We start from the raw sequence: 18,235 nt of genomic DNA on the forward strand, positions 1-18,235 counted from the left end.
TGCAGGTACGGTATCATCAACAGATAATATACTTCAGGCAATACAAAAATTGAATGGAAATAATTCAACGAATGCTAACTTAACAGGTCCAATAACAAGTATTGGGAATGCAACTGCTGTAGCTTCTCAAACAGGAACAGGTTCAACCTTTGTTATGAATGCTTCACCAACATTAGTGACACCTGTTTTAGGAGTTGCAACAGCGACTAGTATAAACGGAAGCACAATACCAACGTCAAAAACTTTGGTGGTAAATACTGATAAGTTAAATGTGCTTTCATCAACTACATCAACTGAATTGGCTGGAGTTATTTCTGATGAAACAGGAACGGGAAGTCTTGTTTTATCGACTTCACCAGCATTAGTAACACCTGTTTTAGGAGTTGCAACAGCAACAAGTATTAACGGAAGCACAATACCAACGTCAAAAACATTGGTGGTAACTACTGATAAATTAAATGTACTTTCAGCAACAACTTCAGCTGAATTGGCTGGAGTGATTTCTGATGAAACAGGAACGGGAAGTCTTGTTTTATCAACTTCCCCAACATTAGTAACACCATCTTTGGGAACACCATCTGCACTTGTTGGGACAAATATTACAGGTACAGCTGCTGGCCTTACTGCTGGAAACGTTACTACCAATGCTAATTTAACAGGAGATATTACAAGTTCTGGTAATGCAACTACTATTGGAGCTAGCAAAGTAACTAATACAATGCTTGCAGGTAGTATCGATTTAACTTCTAAAGTAACAGGCATATTGCCTATTGTCAATGGTGGCACAGGATCAGCAACTAAAAACTTTGTAGACATAACTACTACTCAAACTATTGCTGGTGCTAAAACTTTTAATTCTGATATTTCTGTAAATGGAATAAATATAGGAAGGGGCAATGGCGGTAATTTTGAAAACGTAGCTATTGGAACTAATCTTGGTTTAGGAACGGGATCAAGAAATACAGGTTTAGGAGCACGGGCTTTAACTTCGTATTCTGGAACTACATTTGGTAATAATACGGGGGTTGGATATGCTAATATGACGGGCTTAACGACCGGTTATGGAAATACTTCAGTTGGTGCTGAAACCATGTCTAACATTGCAGGGAATAATAACAATACAGCTATTGGAAATCAAACTTTAATGAATTCCGCAGCGAATAATAATACTGCTTTAGGAGCTAATGCTGGAAATTCCACTACGACGGGTTCTGGAAATACTTTTTTAGGTATGAACACTACTGGTGCTGACGGAGCATTTTCAAATACTACTGCTATTGGTTATCAAGCTAGTGTCACTGCTAGCAATACTATTCAATTAGGAAATACAGGTGTAACGAATGTACAAACTAGCGGTACGATAACCGCAGGAGCTGTAATTTACACTAAAACGGACGGAACAATCGGGCAGGTATTAACGACTAATGGAGCTGGAGTTACTTCTTGGGGAACTCCAACAGCCTCAGTTCGTGAAGTAGCTGATGAATTTAGTGCTACAGCATCGCAAAGCAGTTTTACTTTAGCACAAACTAAATCTATAAATAGTAAAGTAAAAATGTATATCAATGGAGTTAGGATAAGTAATACCGCATACAGCGTGGCTGGAACTACTTTGACTTATACTCCAGCAAGTAATGGAGGATATGCGTTAGTGATGGGAGACAGAATTCAGTTTGACTATTTCTACTAATATTTTTTAGTAATAAAAACGAAAAAGACTAGATATTTAATAATATTTAAAACATGATAAGAAAATCACTAAATATTGTATTAATAGTATTGTGTTTTGTGAGCAAGGGCTTTTCACAAGCCACTACTGTTGATGTATCTGGAACAAACATTACGTTATCTATTAACAATAATGTTCAATCGACAATAGATCCTCAAGTTACCATAACTGCGGATGGTAATATTACATCGTTTACAGTTACGATTTCAGGTAGTTATACATTAGGAGATGTCTTGTCTTATACTGGGACTTTGCCTTCTGGAGTTACTGCCGCTGCTTTCAATACAAACACCAGAAGTTTGGTATTTACAGGAACAACCACTGCTTCAAATTGGCAAACATTATTGAGAACTGTTACTATTAAAACTGTTTCTGCAACTTGTTACCAAGAACAAAGGCAAGTGAGCTTTGTTGCAGGAAATAAATATTACAATAATTTGAACGGTCACTTTTATGAAAATATTTCTGGAGCTATAAATTGGCCAAATGCATTAGCAGCAGCGGCAACCAAGTCCTATTTTGGTCGTCAAGGATATTTAGTAACGATGACATCTTTGGCTGAAACTAATTTCATTTGGAAAATCATACAAGTAGATTCTTGGATGGGGGCCTCTGATAATGATGTTTACATTAACGCGGCTACTGGCACAACAAAATATGCTAATGCTGCAAATGCAGAAGGGAAATGGCATTGGGTTTCTGGTCCAGAAAAAGGAACCTTGTTTTCTGTAGGAAATGGGTCACCAGTAACGCAAACGGACCAATTTTCATATTGGAACAATAATGAGCCCAATGATTCTGCTGGAGAAGATGCAGGACAATTTTATGCCTCGAGTGGAGGTCGTTGGAATGATTTAAGTTTTAGTGCAAATCTTGCATCCTATATAGTTGAATATGGTGGTATGTCAACGGATAATGTAGGATCTAATGTTTTTTTTACTCGAGATTTGTTACTAACGGGAGCGCCATCAGGAAGTATTGCGGGCGGGAACACCACAGTTTGTCCTACAAACAGTACGACATTAAACTTGGTCGGATTAGTTAGTGGAGGCACCGTGGTAAAATGGCAATATTCATATGATGACTTTTTAACTGCTGGTACTGATATAGCTAACACAACAACTACAAACACTGTAACTAATATTACTCAAAACACCTATTATAGAGCGGTAGTAAATACGCCAAGTTGTACTGGTTTGAATACTTCATCTACAAGAATCTATGTGAATAATGTTGTTGCTGGAAACATTGTTGCTGATAACAACACTATTTGTGTTAATGCTAATGTTAACTTTACCTTGAATGGTAACAGTGGTAATGTTACTAAATGGCAAGTATCAACTAGTAGTACTTTTGCATCTGCCGTTACAGATATTGCTAATAGTACAACGGCTTTGTCACATCAAATTACCGCAGCAGGTACGTATTATTTCAGAGCAGTGATAGCAAGTTGTTCTAGTACAGTTTATACTGTTGCTTATACTATTTCATGTATAGCAGGTACAGCTCCTATGGGAGGGACAGTTTCAGATCAAAGTTTTCTTGGTGGCTCTAATTCGGGAACATTAACATTGAGTGGTTATTCAGGCACAATTAGTAAATGGCAATATTCTACTGACGGTGGAATAGTTTGGACAGATATTAGTAATACTGCTACTACTTATGCTTTTTCTAGCATAACATCGACCAGAAAGTATAGAGTACTGTTAACCAGTGGGACTTGTGGTTCTGCTTGGAGTAGAATAGGACAAGTATCCGTTATTAATGCCACAGTTTTAACTAGTAACGGTAGGTTTGAGCTCAATTTGCCAAATTATATAGACCTTAATGGCGCAACAGGAGCCGACACATCTTTAGATAAATTTGGTCGAGTAATAAGTATAAAACCGAGAAGTGGTCTTACATTTGCTTCTGCAGCTTTAAGCGCTTCGGCAATAAAACAAGCATATCCCGCTTCTACCGATGGTATTTATTGGATTTCTATCCCTAACATAAATAGCGGGACTCCTTTTCAGATTTATGCAGATATGAGTACCGATGGTGGTGGATGGATGCTGTTAAATGTCGGGGCAGGGTATACCCCAGCACCATTAGCCAGCAGCGTTACCTCTCCAAATGTTTTGGGTTATTTACCGCGAGCGACTGTAATTGAATTAGCTAACGTATCTACAGATGTTCAATTACGCGCAGGGAATTCTTCTACCTCTTATGCAAACAAAGTAACTTCGACGTCTCCATTAGCAATAGGTGCATTAAAGAGTTCTGCGAACGACGTGAATGGGGAAGCAACCTGGGCAAATGGAGCCTCATCTACCTTTGTTGTAAATTCGGGGACTTGGCAATGGGCGTATTGCTGTCCTGGCGCTGCTGCAGGATGGCCAAAAATGTATCATTCAAGTAATTATACTAATGGTGTACACTGGTTTGCGGATATCGGTGGTGGCAGAAAAGATTCCGACCCAAGAGATGCGTGGTTTTCAACATGGATACGATAAAATATAATAAAGTTCATTTTAATAATTGGATATTTAGCATCTGTTAAAACAAGTAATAAATTTATCTTATTTGGATAAAAAAGGTTTTGAGACACGACGATTACATTTAATAAAATTATACTTTATGAGTTGTATTTTATTTCAAATGAACGTTGTATTAAACAAAATTTCTAAAAGATTAATTAGTTGCGGCTATCTTATCTTATTATTTGGTTTTACCACAAATACTCAAACACCGTCAGGGTTTACTCGTATTGCTTATGAAGGACTTGATTATAGTGTTGAATATAATTCTTCTCACGAAATTTAATTTTTAATATGGATTCATTAAGACAAAAAAATGATCCAACTTTTGATAAGTATCTTATTAATAAAAGTAATTGACGACTCGAAAATTATAAATCTAAAATTTAAAATATGAAAAAAATAATTATAATAATAAGTCTATTTTTTACATTATTAAGTGTAGCTCAAAGTACATATACAGTGACAAGTTTAATTGACAATAACAGTGTAGGGACTTTAAGAACGGCTATTAATACCGCAAACTCTGATTCTGCTATCAATGAAATAGTTTTTTCTGCCGAACTAATAGGTAAAATAACATTAACTAGTAATTTACCTAATGTAAAAAGTAGTTATACTATCTCGGGACCAGGAACTAGCATTATAAGCATTTCAGGTAATAGTAAATATAAAATGTTTACGTTAGATCCGAGTGCAGTTTTGACCATTACAGGCTTAACTTTAACTGAAAATTCAAAAGGAACATCAACAAATCCAGGAACTATTTTATATGCTTTTGAGAGCTCTGTTTTAGCATCAAACATTAGTATCACGGGAAATACTCAAGGTTATGCCTTCTATGCAGGAAGTGACAATTCATTGATCAGCTTTACTAATTCGACGTTTACCAATAATAGTGGTAATAGGTTTATTACTAGTGATTTTGGTTCGACACCTGATACGACATCTGACAACGATGCAGATTATACTAATAAAATTATCGTTACAGGCTGTACCTTTTCTAATAACAGTGGTATGATTTTTTTCGTAGAAAGATATGTAAAGTTAGATCATTGTATTTTTGATAATAATTCAGGACTGATAGGTAATTTTAGGGGAGTCAATAGATTTCAAGTTTTAAACTCAACATTTACAAATAATACCGGGGCTACTCTTTTTTCATTCTCGTCTTGGATTTCTAATGATGGTTGGGGAATGGAAACTTTAGGTAATAATCATCATCTATTTGATGGCAATCTATTTACTGATAACTCTGGTATTGTTATCAATACTGGTAGTGTCAATGATCAAAGTAAAACAACTATAATAAATAATGTTTTTTCTAATAATGGAATTGAATATACTGGGTCTCCAATTATACATACCAATAATACTTTAGGAAATTTTTTCGACTCTGTTTTATTCAATTCATCAGATTCTAAAATAACAGTTACTATGAACCGAGCTGTTTTTAATACTAATACCGGAAGTGGGGAACTGCAAGCCTCAGATTTTAGATTTTTATTTAAGGGTAATAATGCAACTTTACAATCTGTAACTCCTTCGAGTATTTCATCCGATGGCAATATTTATACTTTAGGATTAGATCTATCTGGCGATATTTACGGAACGGAAACCATAAGCCTTTATCCTATAATAAATTCAATATACGACATAAATCGTAACATTGGAGGGGCGGTCCAAAAAAACAATACTACCCTTTTGAATTTTAATATTAGTATCCTTTCTTCCGCTGGAGAATCTGCCGTTGATAATACCAATCCATATGTAGATGAAAATGGTAAAATAGGAAGTGGAAGTGGTCTTACGAAATATGGAAAAATAATTACAATACCCTAAGTAGCAGCAATAATAACTTGTAAAGATTCAAACGCGTATAAATTAAAATTGGATACCGTACTTTAAAAAAACAAACTGTTGAGTTGTTGATAGGCATACAGTATTTTAATACTGATTTTTCATGATAAGCCATAAGGATGTTTATTCCTAAATTAAACGCCTTTCTAAGTACCATAATACCTATGTTTCTATGTTTAAAAAGAAACTTAGCTCGTTTTAATATTCTCCTTCACCGTTTGCTCATCATTACGGATACTTTTTGATTTACGTATGTTTTTAGCCACTTTGTGAGGATTCGAAAAGGTAACCGAAAAGTACTCCTATAGATGGTGTATTTTCAATAAGATGTGCGTGGAGCCAGAGAGGGATTCGCTATATCTTGCTTATAAAGTGTAATTAAATTCACGAAACAATTCCATTTTATTTATTGGGTGTTTTAAGCTGTTGTTTTTAATCATGCTTCGCAAAAAAGGATCAGCAATTAATTATCTGCCTATCATCCAGTGGTCTACGGTGGGAAATCGAGCTTGCATTTCGTGGAATTTCGGTACCTGAGAAATATCGCCGTTGTAATACAATTTTAGTTTCGTTTGATCGACACAGGCTTGAAAAGCTTCTAAATGCACGCCTCCTTCATACAATTGTTTTCCAATGTGGGCGTGAATAGCTACATTCTTACTGGGATATTTTTTAAAAACAGGAAAGACATCCATAATTTCTTCGGTAGTATCATCTCCCAAACGTATTTTTATTGGAACAATAATATCAGATTCGTCATGTACCTTTTCAAGAATGCGATTGATCTTCTCTGTATTGCTAATTAAATCAGATCCATACTACATTTAGTGACCATTGGATAAGGACAACCTAAATTCCAGTTAAGCTCTTTATATCCTAATTCTTGAATATACTTCGATACAAACAAAAAGTTATCTGGATCAGCGATTCTAATTTGTATAATAACTTTTAAACCAATAATGTTCTCTAGGAGAATATTTTTCTAGTAGGAAAACTTGAAAACTAATCTTTAGTTTAAGTAGATGTAAGGAGAATAAGGAGTATCAATGTCTCTAAAGTTCTTGTTTACTGTATTTGTAAAAAGAAAATCGGTAAATCTTTGAAGTGGCGAAGAAAGCAGAGTTTAGCTTATGAAAATTTTAATTTTGTAAATAGTAACAATGAAAAGGATAACTATTGGAAACTAAAAAAAGACTTCCGTTTGAAAGTCTTTTTTAGTAATTGATAATTGAAGAAACAATTTATACTTTTCCTAAGGTGTATAATTGCTCCATGGTAGGGCTTAAACTTCCGCCGGCTGGTTCTAATGTAATGGCAAAGGCTTCGGCTTCTCCAGTATTGTTAACAGCAAAAAGACGTTGGTTGTTTTCGTCAAATTTGTCTAATAATCCAATGCTTGTTGGAGTTAGCGGATTTAACTTTAATGCCCAAACCTGATATACCATTCCTTTTGGAGGTTCTGGCAATCCGGCTGCATCAACATAAACTACTTGGGTTTCCTTATTCCAATATACTTTTGCAGAGGATTCTGATGCAATAGCCTGTCCTCCAAGAGCCACAACTGTGTTTTTAACATCTCTAACAATTGCTAAAGTGCCTTCACTAGTTTTATTTTTTAAATCTAAAGCTTTCAGTTCTTTCTCTAATTTTGTTTTTTCCACCGCAGCGGTTGCTACTTGCGTTTTATTTTGTTCCATTTGCATGTATTGAAAACCAATGCCTGCAAGTAAAAGAACAGCAGCAGCCCAACCTATATATTGTGACCAATTACTACTTGGTTTCAGGTCGATAATTTCAGCATGTTTAAGCTCTAATTTTTCTTTTATTTTTCCAAAATTTGCAACAGAATGAAATGGTGAAAAACTCGATGATAAAGCTACAATTGCCTTTTCAATCGCTATGATTTCTGCATTTATTTCTGGATTTATCTTCGCCATAGCGGCAACTTCCTCACTTTCAACTTCGGTAAGTAAGCCGTAAACGTAAAGTTCTAGAATTCCTGATTCGATATATTCTTTTGTTTCCATTATACTTTCAAATAATTACGTAAATCGTTAATACAAGTTCTATTCTGAGTTTTTACTGTACCTAGAGGAATCGCTAATTCCTCTGAAGCCTCTTGTTGGGTGTATCCTTTAAAAAAAAGCAAATCGATTATTTGAATACATTTTGGCTTCAGTCTTTTTACAAATTCCTGTAAACCTATTGTATCCATTTTATCTGCTAGCTTAGAACTATCTTCAAAGTGATTTACGAAATTATCAGTAGAAAGGTTTTTTTGACTGTTATTAAAGTTTTTTGAGCGCAATTTATCTATCGATGTATTTCTAGCAATATTTAGAATCCAAGTATAGAATCGTCCTTTGCTCTCATTATAAGAATCGATGTTTTTCCATATTTTTACAAATACTTCCTGAAGGACATCTTCAGCTTCTTCTCTGTTTTTAACGAGTACATTAATAACCGAAAATAGGCTCTTAGAATACATATCGTACAAATGTGTAAATGCTCTTTCGTCTTTCTTATAAATTAATTCTAGCAATTCCTCTTGAGTCATATAATTTTATTTTACGGTTACAAATTTATACATTCTATTCTAGATATTCAGTAATATTATCTTTTCACAATCTTTTTTTATTTTGATTCAAATTAGATTTTGCTAAATGTTTATCTATTTCATTTTTTTACGACTTTTTTATGTTTTGATTTGCCTTTGGTAGATTAATCAAATAAATTCGCCAAAATACAGATTTGAGATTTAGTAATTTATATTTTAAGCCTAAACGGAAACAGCAGTTATGAAAAAAATATTTTTTTTAATTTTTATTGGTTTTGGAATTTCCACTTTTGCCCAAATCCAAAAAGGTAAAGTAATCGATCGTGATGGAAATCCTATCGAAAATGCCTATTTGATAAATTCAATTTCCGAGAGTCACGCTCATTCTAACGAATTTGGAATATTTAGTTTGGATAAAACAGTTTTTGGAAATGCTATAAAAATTTCAGCTTTAGGATATAAAAAATTAAATTACACGATTGCTTCTTCAGATGAAACAATTATTTTGGAAGATGATATTTTTAGATTAAACGAAATTGTTATTCAACCAAAACTTTCAGCGTTGAACGTGATCTCAAAAATTGATTTAGAAACTACTCCTGTGAATTCCTCTCAAGAAATTTTACGAAAAGTACCTGGTCTATTTATTGGACAACATGCGGGTGGTGGTAAAGCAGAGCAAATTTTCCTAAGAGGTTTTGATATAGACCATGGCACCGATATCTCTATTTCTGTTGATGGCATGCCTGTAAATATGGTTTCACATGCGCATGGTCAAGGTTACGCTGACTTACATTTTGTTATTCCGGAGACAGTTGAGAAAATAGATTTTGGAAAAGGAACTTACTATGCTACTAAGGGAGATTTTGCTACGGCGGGATATGTTGCTTTTCAAACTAAAGATAAAATTGAAAAGAGTAGTATCAGTATTGAAATTGGTCAATTCAACACGCTGAGAACAGTAGGACTTTTTAATCTTTTAGGTAATCAAAAGAAACAAAGCGCATATATTGCTACAGAGTATATTTTGACTGATGGACCATTTGAATCACCTCAAAATTTCAATAGAATCAATTTATTAGGTAAATATTCGGCAGTTTTGACTGATAACAGTAAGTTTTCAATTTTAGGATCTCGTTTTTCAAGTACGTGGGATGCGTCTGGACAAATTCCACAACGATCAATTGATAATGGGAGCATTTCGAGATTTGGTGCAATAGATGATACTGAAGGCGGAAACACTTCTCGAACTAATTTAAATGTAAGTTTAACTAAACCAATTGATGAAAATATGTTTCTAAAAGCGAACGCTTTTTATTCTAATTATCAGTTTGAATTATTTTCAAATTTCACATTCTTTTTGAATGATCCTATCAATGGTGATCAAATTAAGCAAAAAGAATATCGTGATATTTATGGAATGAATGCCGAGTTGAATAAAAAGATTAAAGCAAATGATGTCAATATTTTATTGCAATTTGGAGCTGGTTTTCGATCTGATGCCACTTCAGATTCAGAACTTTCTAGTACCGTAAACAGAAGAACAGTTTTATCTAATATTAAATTAGGGGATATTGATCAATCAAACCTTTTTAGTTATTTGAACTCTGAATTTACATTTGGAAAACTGGTGATTAATCCAGCAATTCGATTGGATTATTTTAAATTTAATTATCAAGATAAATTGTTAGAGAATTACAAAACACAATCCGAATCGAAAGTGAAGTTTTCTCCTAAACTTAATTTATTATATTCTCAAAATAATAATGTACAGTTTTTTATAAAGTCAGGAATGGGATTTCATTCAAATGATACGCGAGTGGTGGTTGAGAATAATGGCAAAGAAATTTTACCTACAGCTTTAGGCACTGATATTGGAACAATTTGGAAACCTTTTCCTCACTTAATTGTTAGTTCAGCGCTATGGTACTTATACTTAGAACAAGAGTTTGTTTATGTAGGCGATGCTGGAATTATTGAGCCAAGCGGAAAATCAAGAAGAATGGGAGCGGAGCTAGGTTTACGCTATCAACTAAATGATTGGCTTTACTTTGATATAGATGCAAATTATACTCATGCACGAAGCATTGAAGAATTAAAAGGTCAAAATTATATTCCGCTTGCTCCTGATTTGACGACAACGGGAGGCTTAAGTTTTCAAAAAATCAATGGTTTTTCAGGAGGACTACGCTATCGCTATTTAAAAAGTCGTCCTGCGAATGAAGATAATTCGATTGTTGCAAGAGGATATTTTATCTCTGATTTTAATGTAAATTATCAATATAAAAATATAAATTTTGGTGTTTCAGTAGAAAATTTGTTTGATTCTGAATGGAATGAAACGCAATTTGCGACGGAGTCGAGACTACAAAGCGAAACAAATAGTGTTGAAGAGATTCATTTCACACCGGGAACGCCATTTTTTATAAAAGGTAAAATTTCATTTACTTTCTAACTTTTTTTTTCGGTTTACATTATTTCTGTTAAATAGTAGAGTGAATTTACAAAAAATTTGAGTACTTCTATTTTTAACAGTCGTTTAACAAAATTAAATATTAGTGAGACAAATAAATGTTTAATTTTATCAAAAATTTGATATGAAAAATATTTTAACTATCGCGTCATGCGCTTTATTCTTATTCAGTTGCCAGAATCAAGCGCAACCTAAAAAATCAGACAATAATATGAGTACAGAAAATGTAGTAAAAGAAACAATTTACCAATTTAAAGTCGAAGATTTATCAGGAGATACTTTTGATTTTGCTTCTTTGAAAGGTAAAAAAATAATGATTGTAAATACAGCTTCAAAATGTGGAAATACACCACAATATAAAGATTTAGAAGCGACTTACAAGGAATATAAAGACAAGGGTTTTGTAATTGTGGGTTTTCCAGCTAACAACTTTATGTCACAAGAGCCAGGAACTAACGAGGAAATTGCTACTTTCTGTCAAAAAAATTACGGTGTAACCTTCCCTATGATGGACAAAGTCTCCGTGAAAGGGGATGATATGTGTCCAATTTATCAATTTTTGACTCAAAAATCTAAAAATGGATTACAAGATTCAAAAGTGGAGTGGAACTTTCAGAAATATTTAATTAACGAAAAAGGAGAATTGGAAAAGGTGATTTCGCCTAGAACATTAATTACTGATCCTGAAGTAATGAATTGGATTAAAGCTTAAAAAATATTGGTCATTTTAAAAACGATTTTTGGGAAACTGAAGATCGTTTTTTTTTAATAGTAATTCCACTTTCGATTTTTAAAATTTCTCGTTTCTAAAAATCTCTGCAACTGCCGCTTCATAATTCCGAATACTTTGTGCTTTTTTAATCTTCTTTAGTACTTTATGAGGATTAGAAAATGTAGCTGAAAAGTATTCCCATAAATGATACATTTTTAATAAAATATGTGTGGCTCCAGATAGTGATTCACTATAAATCGCATATAAAGTATCATGGAAAGCATTAAATAGTTCTATTTTATTTTCTGGATATTCTTGGGTGTTATTTTTAATCATCATAGGTAAGAAAGGATCAGCTATTAATCCACGACCTATCATCCAGTGATCGATTGAAGGAAATCGCTGTTGCATTTCATGGAATTTTGCAACTGATGTAATATCACCATTGTAATAGAGTTTGTGCTTAGTATTATCAATACATTGCTGAAAAGCATCAAGATGTACACCGCCTTTGTACAATTGTTTACCAATGCGTGCGTGAATAGCAATATTCTTTATTGGATATTGATCTAAAATGGGTAATACGTCTAAAATTTCTTCAGTAGTTTCATATCCCAAACGCATTTTCATTGAAACAATAATATCCGATTCACTGTGCGCTCTTTCAAGAACGTGATTTATTTTTTCTGGATTACTTATCAATCCAGATCCCATTCCTGACTTAGTAACCATAGGATAAGGGCAACCTAAATTCCAGTTTAATTCTTTATAACCTAATTCACGGACATACTTAGCTACAAATAAGAATTCATCAGCATCATTAGTAATCACCTGCGGAATCACTTCTAAATCAAGATTGTTTTCGGGAAGTAAATCGCGTTCGTAGGAAGGCTTGATAATCATTTTTCCATTCAGCCTTATGTATGGCGAATAAAAAGTATCAATTCCACCGAAAATTTTGTTTTGAGCATTTCGAAATCGGAAATCGGTAAATCCTTGTAAAGGTGAAGAAAGTAAGGTGTAGTCCATCAAAATTTTAATTATGCAAATATAACAATCTTTAAGCAGGAAGATTTTTTGAAATTAATAAATTATAGAAATTTTACCAATGTTTTTTGGTCCGCTAAAAGGTTTTACTGGATACCAGAAATTGAGTTTTTAGAATTTAGTCAATGTAAATTACGTTGTCGTCAAACTTTAGCTGATGTGATCCATTTAGTAACAGTTGGTGCAGTATAATTTTTCATTTGCAGTAAAAGATCGTCAATGGTATCACTTGTGAGGAGCATTTTTCGATTAATTTCTTTCAGTAAACCATTGTCAACCATTGTTTGCAACATCATAAGTAATGGATCATAAAAACCATTTATGTTAAGAAGAGCAATGGGTTTAGTATGCAAGCCAAGTTGAGCCCAAGTTATCATTTCGAAAAGTTCTTCTAAGGTTCCAAAACCACCTGGCAATGCAATCACTCCGTCACAAAGTTCATTCATTTTTAGTTTTCGTTCATGCATACTGTCAACTATAATCAATTCAGTCAAATGAAGATGAGCAATTTCCTTTGATTTTAAAAAATTAGGTAAAATTCCAATCACTTTTCCGCCTGCGCTTAAAGCGGCGTCTGCAAGTGCTCCCATAAGTCCTACGTTTGCTCCGCCATAAACAATGTCAATACCCTGTTTGGCTAGTGTTTCACCTAATAAAATGGTTTGAGATTTAAAAATTTCTTGTTCGCCAACACTGGATCCGCAAAACACTGTTATTCTTTTCATTTATAGTTCTTATAAATTACGTTTGTAATTAGAATTTTTACAGCAGTAAAATTATACTGCGTTTGATTTATTTTAAATTTACCTTTAACATGAAGGTAAAGCAGATCCGAATTCACTGTGTTTTAGTTAACTCGTAATCCATCTCGAAAAGAGGTGTGGAATCAAATCTTCTAAAACCTTTTATTTAAAGTGGGTGATTAGTTATCCAACTTAGCGTTAACGAAGTGTTTTTTATCTCTATTTTCAATTGGTTTTTTCCTGCTTAAATTCTTAAGATTTTTGTCAAATTAATTATGCTAAAATCAATTGCATAAAAACCGAATCAAGCCAGCGATCAAATTTATAACCAGATTCTTTAATGATTCCCACGGTTTTGAAACCAAATTTTTCATGAAACGCTACGCTGCTTTGATTTTCAGCATCTATAACAGCTATCATTGTATGTAGTTTCTGGTTTTTTGCCTTTTTGATCAGTGCTTCTAGTAATAATTTACCTATTCCTTTTCCATGATATTCGTCATTTACGTAAACGGAATGCTCGACAGTAAACTTATATGCTTCACGAAAACGAAACTCACTATACATTCCAAAACCAACAACAATTCCCTCTAATTCAGCTACTATAACAGGAAAACCTTTAGCAACTTTATCTTCTAAAATTGATTTTTGTTGCTCAACCGTTCGCACATTGTAATCATATAGTGCGGTTGAGTGTAATATGTTGTAGTTAATGATTGCTAAAATGGCGTGCGTATCTTCTGTTTTATAAGCGCGTAATTGGATTTTCATTGGCTATTAATTTGCTTCAAAATTAATAAAAAACAACTAAAATTAAAGGAAAACGCATTGCAAGTTTGTAACTTTGTATTTCAGAAAAATGATACAATGATTTACCCAAAAATACCTTTAGCGCAAAGCATAATCGAAATTTGCTTGGCCAAAGGAATTACCACCATAATTATTTCTCCTGGTTCACGAAATGCTCCTTTAACGATAGGTTTTGTTAACAATCCAGCCTTTCAATGTTATAGTATTGCTGATGAACGCACGGCTGCTTTTTTCGGGATGGGAATTGCGCAACAGACTAAAAAACCAGCAGTTTTAGTTTGTACTTCGGGATCCGCTTTGTTGAATTATTATCCTGCTTTTGCAGAAGCTTTTTACAGTCAAATTCCGTTGATCGTGATTTCAGCAGATCGTCCGCAAAGTAAAATTGATATTGGCGATGGACAAACCATTCGTCAGGAAAATGTTTTTGCAAATCACTCTTTGTACAATGCAAATTTATTGGCAGATGTATCCGTTGAAAATGATTTAAAAATAAATGAAGCAATAACTATTGCCATTATAAAAAGAGGACCTGTTCACATTAATGCTCCGTTTGAAGAGCCTCTATATGAAACTGTTTCAGATCTTTCTGTAAAGATAAGCACAACCGCTGTCGCAAATAAAGCGAACGAAAACTCTATTCAAGATCTTGGTCAATATGCGAGTATCTGGAATCAATCAGCTAAAAAGATGATATTAGTTGGTGTAAATGATCCTGATAGTATCGATCAAGAAATTAGTAATGCTTTTGCAGAAGATGAATCGATTATTGTGATGACAGAGACAACATCTAACTTACATCACAGTACTTTTATCAATAATATAGATACAATAATCACCCCTTTTTCAAATGAGGATTTTGAATATTTCCAACCCGAAATACTTATCACTTTTGGCGGAATGATTGTTTCTAAACGCATCAAGGCATTCCTACGAAAATACAAACCAAAACACCATTGGCATATTGATACGCTAAGAGCTTACGACACTTTTGGGGCACTGACGCATCATTTTGTATATGAACCAAACACTTTTTTTAAAGCCTTTTTACCAGTAACAAATAGTATCAACAGTGATTATTTTATGAAGATGGATGCCGTAAAACAATTGCGATTAGCAAAACACGAAATCTACTTATCTAAAATCCCTTTCTCTGATTTTACTGTCTTTGAGAAAGTAATTCAAAGTTTACCAGAAGATAGTCAACTTCAAATAAGCAATAGTTCAGCCATTAGATATGCACAACTAATTGATATTAAACCATCAATTGAAGTATATTGTAATCGTGGAACAAGTGGCATTGATGGAAGCACATCAACAGCAATTGGTGCGGCTGTGGCCAACAAAAAGCAAACAGTTTTTATCACTGGTGATATTAGTTTTCTATATGATAGCAATGCTTTATGGAATAGTTATATTCCTAAAAACTTTAAAATTATTTTGATTAATAATGGTGGTGGTGGTATTTTTAGAATTTTGCCTGGACATGAAGAAAGTACTGTTTTTAATACTTTTTTTGAAACTTCTCACTGCTTAACAGCAGAACAATTAGCGAAAATGTATGGGTTTAGTTATTCAATTGCAAGTAATGAAGCGAGCTTAGCGAGCAGTCTAGTAGATTTATATGCTCAAAATGAATTACCTTGTGTTTTAGAAATTTTTACGCCAACATTAAAGAACGATAGTATATTGCTTCAATATTTTAAAGAGTTGGTTTAAATAGTAGTAGTCAATGTTGGAATATATATTTTTTTTTATAAATTTGAGTATGTAAAAATCTATAAATCAAATATTAAACCATTATTTATGAGTGCAAGAGAAGAATTAATTACAAAGTATGCGGCTGATTTGAAAGACAAATGTGGTGTAAATCCTGACATGGATTTATTAACAAAAGTAACCATTGGCTGTGGTCCGTCTATTTATAACGATGATGCTGCAACCGTGGCAGGAAGTCAAAAAGCTGAATTAGATACTGTGAAAAACAGTTTTCTGATTAAAAAATTAGGTTTAGATGATTCTCCAGCGTTAGACATAGCTATTGATGCAATTATGGAAAAGTATGGAAGATCTAATAAAAATAAATACAGAGTTGTCATTTACTATTTATTGACAGTACATTTCAATAAAGAAAGCGTTTACAGTTAAATTTGAAAAGCGTTTGATCAAAAAAAAGCGTTTGCCGAGGCAAACGCTTTTTAATTTTACATCGTTTGTATTTATCTGATTGGAATAGGAAAAATAGGTAAACTAGAATGACCCAGTTCATCAACGCTTTGTACCGCAAAGAAGAAATTATCTTTAGAATAAGGGATTTCTGCCTTTGTGTCTTTGACAAAAATTGTTTTTTCCCAATGAGGAGAAGCTGTTTCTCTAATTAAAATATTGTAGCCATAAACCGTTTTACCTTCTGGAGCTGTCCAGACCAAAGTAGAAAAATTAGTCAAATCTTTTACCTCAATTCCAACGCTTGTTGGTGCTTTTGGTGACCACGCTAAATTACTGAAAGTAGCCAAGTTCGAACAAGTTACTTTTTTCATATATTCAAAATCCATGAATTCAGGTAAATCGCCATATTGAATGTTGTTTTCTTTTCGAACATCCTGGTGCTGCTGATTGTAGTTTTCATTCATTTCACAAAAACGTATTGCTGTGAAACCATTTTGACTAAATGGTGTATGATCACCTCCACGTAAAAAACGATCATTACGATATACTAAGTTTATAGCTAATTGCTCAACATATTGATTGGTAACCGTTTTTATATAACGCGCTAACTGTCTTGAAGGACTGTCGTTATCGCGATTTGTTGATTTACGCATTTTAGTTTCTGCCTCTGTTTCTAAATAGGGAATAGTTTCGCTAAAAACCCGAACTTGGGTGTTATCTCTTATCAAAGTTCCGCTCGCTAAACTGTTTCCAATCATGTCATTATTGATCATTGCAACTACATTCCATTTTCCCTCTTTAGCAACATCAGCTAAATGTTTTGCTCCATATAAACCTTGTTCTTCGCCCACTACAGCAACAAAAATTAAGGTGAAAGGAAATTCTCTTTTACTCATAATTCTCGCAAGTTCCATCATGGCTGCAACTCCGGACGCATCATCGTTAGCACCAGGAGCATCAATTTTAGAATCCATAACGTCCGAAGCACGAGAGTCTAAGTGTCCGCTTATAATTAGGACACGATCATCTGTAGCATCGGTTCCTTTTAAAGTAGCCATAACATTTCCGAGCTGGCTATCGGTAGCAATTCTACGACCATCTGCTTTTATTGTGAAAAAATCAATTTTAGAGGTCAGTCTTCCGTTAGATTCAAGTGCGTATTTATCAAACTCTGATTTTACCCAGCGTTGAGCAGCACCAATGCCGCGGGTGTTACTTTTAGTGTCGCTTAAAGTATGTCTCGTTCCAAAAGTAACAAGTTTAAGAACCGTTGCCTCCATGTTTTCTGATTTCACATCCGCAATCATTTTCTTTATTTCAGGATCATCGACAGTGGTTTGCGCAATAATGAATTGAGAATTTAAGAGTAATAGAAATATACAGACAAGCGAAGTTGTTGTTTTCATTTATGTTTTTTTTTAGTTGCTCAAAGTTAGTAAAAAATGCTCGAAATTTATATCAACTTGAGGATTTAGCAATTAAGTAATGATAAAAATAAAACTAATTTTTTAAAGATAAAAGCTATGTGAGTTTTTTAATCACTTTAGTAAAACATAAATTATATTATATTTTTTTTGTTTTAAATTAAATCCATAAAAGTAAATAGACGACTAAAG

General features: G+C 33.5%; 14 protein-coding genes and 1 pseudogene. 8 read left to right on the forward strand and 7 right to left on the reverse strand.

Annotated elements, in window-relative coordinates:
- The 4 genes from BUA99_RS15155 to BUA99_RS13430 form a co-directional block, all read left to right on the forward strand.
- Positions 1-1,690: beta strand repeat-containing protein (locus BUA99_RS15155; protein ID WP_159430954.1), on the forward strand; the 1,690-nt coding region annotated here is incomplete at its 5' end.
- A 53-nt stretch (positions 1,691-1,743) separates the two neighbouring features.
- Positions 1,744-4,224, forward strand: coding sequence for a fibrinogen-like YCDxxxxGGGW domain-containing protein (locus tag BUA99_RS13420; RefSeq protein ID WP_072993383.1), 2,481 nt, complete (start codon positions 1,744-1,746; stop codon positions 4,222-4,224).
- Positions 4,225-4,348: 124 nt separating this feature from the next.
- The gene (locus BUA99_RS13425; RefSeq protein ID WP_072993385.1) at positions 4,349-4,534 is read left to right on the forward strand and encodes a hypothetical protein; all 186 of its coding nucleotides are present in this window, start codon (positions 4,349-4,351) and stop codon (positions 4,532-4,534) included.
- Between the two features lie 107 nt (positions 4,535-4,641).
- Positions 4,642-6,090, forward strand: a complete 1,449-nt coding sequence (locus tag BUA99_RS13430; RefSeq protein ID WP_072993387.1) for a hypothetical protein — start codon at positions 4,642-4,644, stop codon at positions 6,088-6,090.
- Between the two features lie 485 nt (positions 6,091-6,575).
- Here BUA99_RS13430 and BUA99_RS15530 read toward each other — a convergent pair.
- The 3 genes and pseudogenes from BUA99_RS15530 to BUA99_RS13445 form a co-directional block, all read right to left on the reverse strand.
- Positions 6,576-7,015, reverse strand: a pseudogene (locus BUA99_RS15530) (tRNA-dihydrouridine synthase family protein).
- A gap of 334 nt (positions 7,016-7,349) precedes the next feature.
- On the reverse strand, positions 7,350-8,135 hold the full coding sequence (locus tag BUA99_RS13440) for an anti-sigma factor (RefSeq protein ID WP_072993389.1): 786 nt from the start codon (positions 8,133-8,135) through the stop codon (positions 7,350-7,352).
- Entirely contained in the window at positions 8,135-8,665 is a 531-nt protein-coding gene (locus BUA99_RS13445) for an RNA polymerase sigma factor (RefSeq protein ID WP_072993395.1), read from the reverse strand. The genes BUA99_RS13440 and BUA99_RS13445 overlap by 1 nt, the downstream gene beginning before the upstream one ends.
- Before the next feature lie 241 nt (positions 8,666-8,906).
- On the opposite strand from BUA99_RS13445, the gene BUA99_RS13450 reads away from it, so the two are divergent.
- Together BUA99_RS13450 and BUA99_RS13455 are read left to right on the forward strand one after the other, a co-directional pair.
- The gene (locus tag BUA99_RS13450; RefSeq protein ID WP_072993396.1) at positions 8,907-11,120 is read left to right on the forward strand and encodes a TonB-dependent receptor; all 2,214 of its coding nucleotides are present in this window, start codon (positions 8,907-8,909) and stop codon (positions 11,118-11,120) included.
- Positions 11,121-11,262: 142 nt separating this feature from the next.
- Complete coding sequence (locus BUA99_RS13455) at positions 11,263-11,850, forward strand: glutathione peroxidase (RefSeq protein ID WP_072993399.1); 588 nt, start codon at positions 11,263-11,265, stop codon at positions 11,848-11,850.
- Positions 11,851-11,928: 78 nt separating this feature from the next.
- On the opposite strand, the gene BUA99_RS13460 is transcribed toward BUA99_RS13455, so the two are convergent.
- The 3 genes from BUA99_RS13460 to BUA99_RS13470 all read right to left on the reverse strand — a co-directional run bounded on the left by BUA99_RS13460 (position 11,929) and on the right by BUA99_RS13470 (position 14,411).
- The gene (locus BUA99_RS13460; RefSeq protein WP_072993402.1) at positions 11,929-12,879 is read right to left on the reverse strand and encodes a tRNA dihydrouridine synthase; all 951 of its coding nucleotides are present in this window, start codon (positions 12,877-12,879) and stop codon (positions 11,929-11,931) included.
- A 161-nt stretch (positions 12,880-13,040) separates the two neighbouring features.
- Entirely contained in the window at positions 13,041-13,622 is a 582-nt protein-coding gene (locus tag BUA99_RS13465; RefSeq protein WP_072993405.1) for an LOG family protein, read from the reverse strand.
- 291 nt (positions 13,623-13,913) lie between these two features.
- Positions 13,914-14,411: a GNAT family N-acetyltransferase gene (locus BUA99_RS13470; RefSeq protein WP_072993408.1), complete on the reverse strand. Its 498-nt coding sequence runs from the start codon at positions 14,409-14,411 to the stop codon at positions 13,914-13,916.
- Between the two features lie 96 nt (positions 14,412-14,507).
- On the opposite strand from BUA99_RS13470, the gene menD reads away from it, so the two are divergent.
- Positions 14,508-16,169 (forward strand): 2-succinyl-5-enolpyruvyl-6-hydroxy-3-cyclohexene-1-carboxylic-acid synthase, encoded by a 1,662-nt coding sequence (menD, locus tag BUA99_RS13475; protein WP_072993411.1) that lies wholly within the window; start codon positions 14,508-14,510, stop codon positions 16,167-16,169.
- 87 nt (positions 16,170-16,256) lie between these two features.
- The gene (locus BUA99_RS13480; protein ID WP_072993414.1) at positions 16,257-16,598 is read left to right on the forward strand and encodes a DUF2853 family protein; all 342 of its coding nucleotides are present in this window, start codon (positions 16,257-16,259) and stop codon (positions 16,596-16,598) included.
- Positions 16,599-16,669: 71 nt separating this feature from the next.
- Here the strand turns inward: BUA99_RS13480 and BUA99_RS13485 are convergent, their stop codons facing one another.
- Positions 16,670-18,025: a M20/M25/M40 family metallo-hydrolase gene (locus BUA99_RS13485; protein ID WP_072993417.1), complete on the reverse strand. Its 1,356-nt coding sequence runs from the start codon at positions 18,023-18,025 to the stop codon at positions 16,670-16,672.
- Between the last annotated feature and the right edge of the window lie 210 nt (positions 18,026-18,235).

It is taken from the genome of Flavobacterium segetis (assembly GCF_900129575.1).
Taxonomy (GTDB): domain Bacteria; phylum Bacteroidota; class Bacteroidia; order Flavobacteriales; family Flavobacteriaceae; genus Flavobacterium; species Flavobacterium segetis.

Excerpts from the sequence above, each read along its gene's own strand:
- BUA99_RS13420 (WP_072993383.1), top strand. The coding sequence starts at position 1,744 with ATGATAAGAAAATCACTAAATATTGTATTAATAGTATTGTGTTTTGTG.
- BUA99_RS13425 (WP_072993385.1), top strand. The coding sequence starts at position 4,349 with ATGAGTTGTATTTTATTTCAAATGAACGTTGTATTAAACAAAATTTCT.
- BUA99_RS13430 (WP_072993387.1), top strand. The coding sequence starts at position 4,642 with ATGAAAAAAATAATTATAATAATAAGTCTATTTTTTACATTATTAAGT.
- BUA99_RS13440 (WP_072993389.1), bottom strand. The coding sequence starts at position 8,135 with ATGGAAACAAAAGAATATATCGAATCAGGAATTCTAGAACTTTACGTT.
- BUA99_RS13445 (WP_072993395.1), bottom strand. The coding sequence starts at position 8,665 with ATGACTCAAGAGGAATTGCTAGAATTAATTTATAAGAAAGACGAAAGA.
- BUA99_RS13450 (WP_072993396.1), top strand. The coding sequence starts at position 8,907 with ATGAAAAAAATATTTTTTTTAATTTTTATTGGTTTTGGAATTTCCACT.
- BUA99_RS13455 (WP_072993399.1), top strand. The coding sequence starts at position 11,263 with ATGAAAAATATTTTAACTATCGCGTCATGCGCTTTATTCTTATTCAGT.
- BUA99_RS13460 (WP_072993402.1), bottom strand. The coding sequence starts at position 12,879 with ATGGACTACACCTTACTTTCTTCACCTTTACAAGGATTTACCGATTTC.
- BUA99_RS13465 (WP_072993405.1), bottom strand. The coding sequence starts at position 13,622 with ATGAAAAGAATAACAGTGTTTTGCGGATCCAGTGTTGGCGAACAAGAA.
- BUA99_RS13470 (WP_072993408.1), bottom strand. The coding sequence starts at position 14,411 with ATGAAAATCCAATTACGCGCTTATAAAACAGAAGATACGCACGCCATT.
- menD (WP_072993411.1), top strand. The coding sequence starts at position 14,508 with ATGATTTACCCAAAAATACCTTTAGCGCAAAGCATAATCGAAATTTGC.
- BUA99_RS13480 (WP_072993414.1), top strand. The coding sequence starts at position 16,257 with ATGAGTGCAAGAGAAGAATTAATTACAAAGTATGCGGCTGATTTGAAA.
- BUA99_RS13485 (WP_072993417.1), bottom strand. The coding sequence starts at position 18,025 with ATGAAAACAACAACTTCGCTTGTCTGTATATTTCTATTACTCTTAAAT.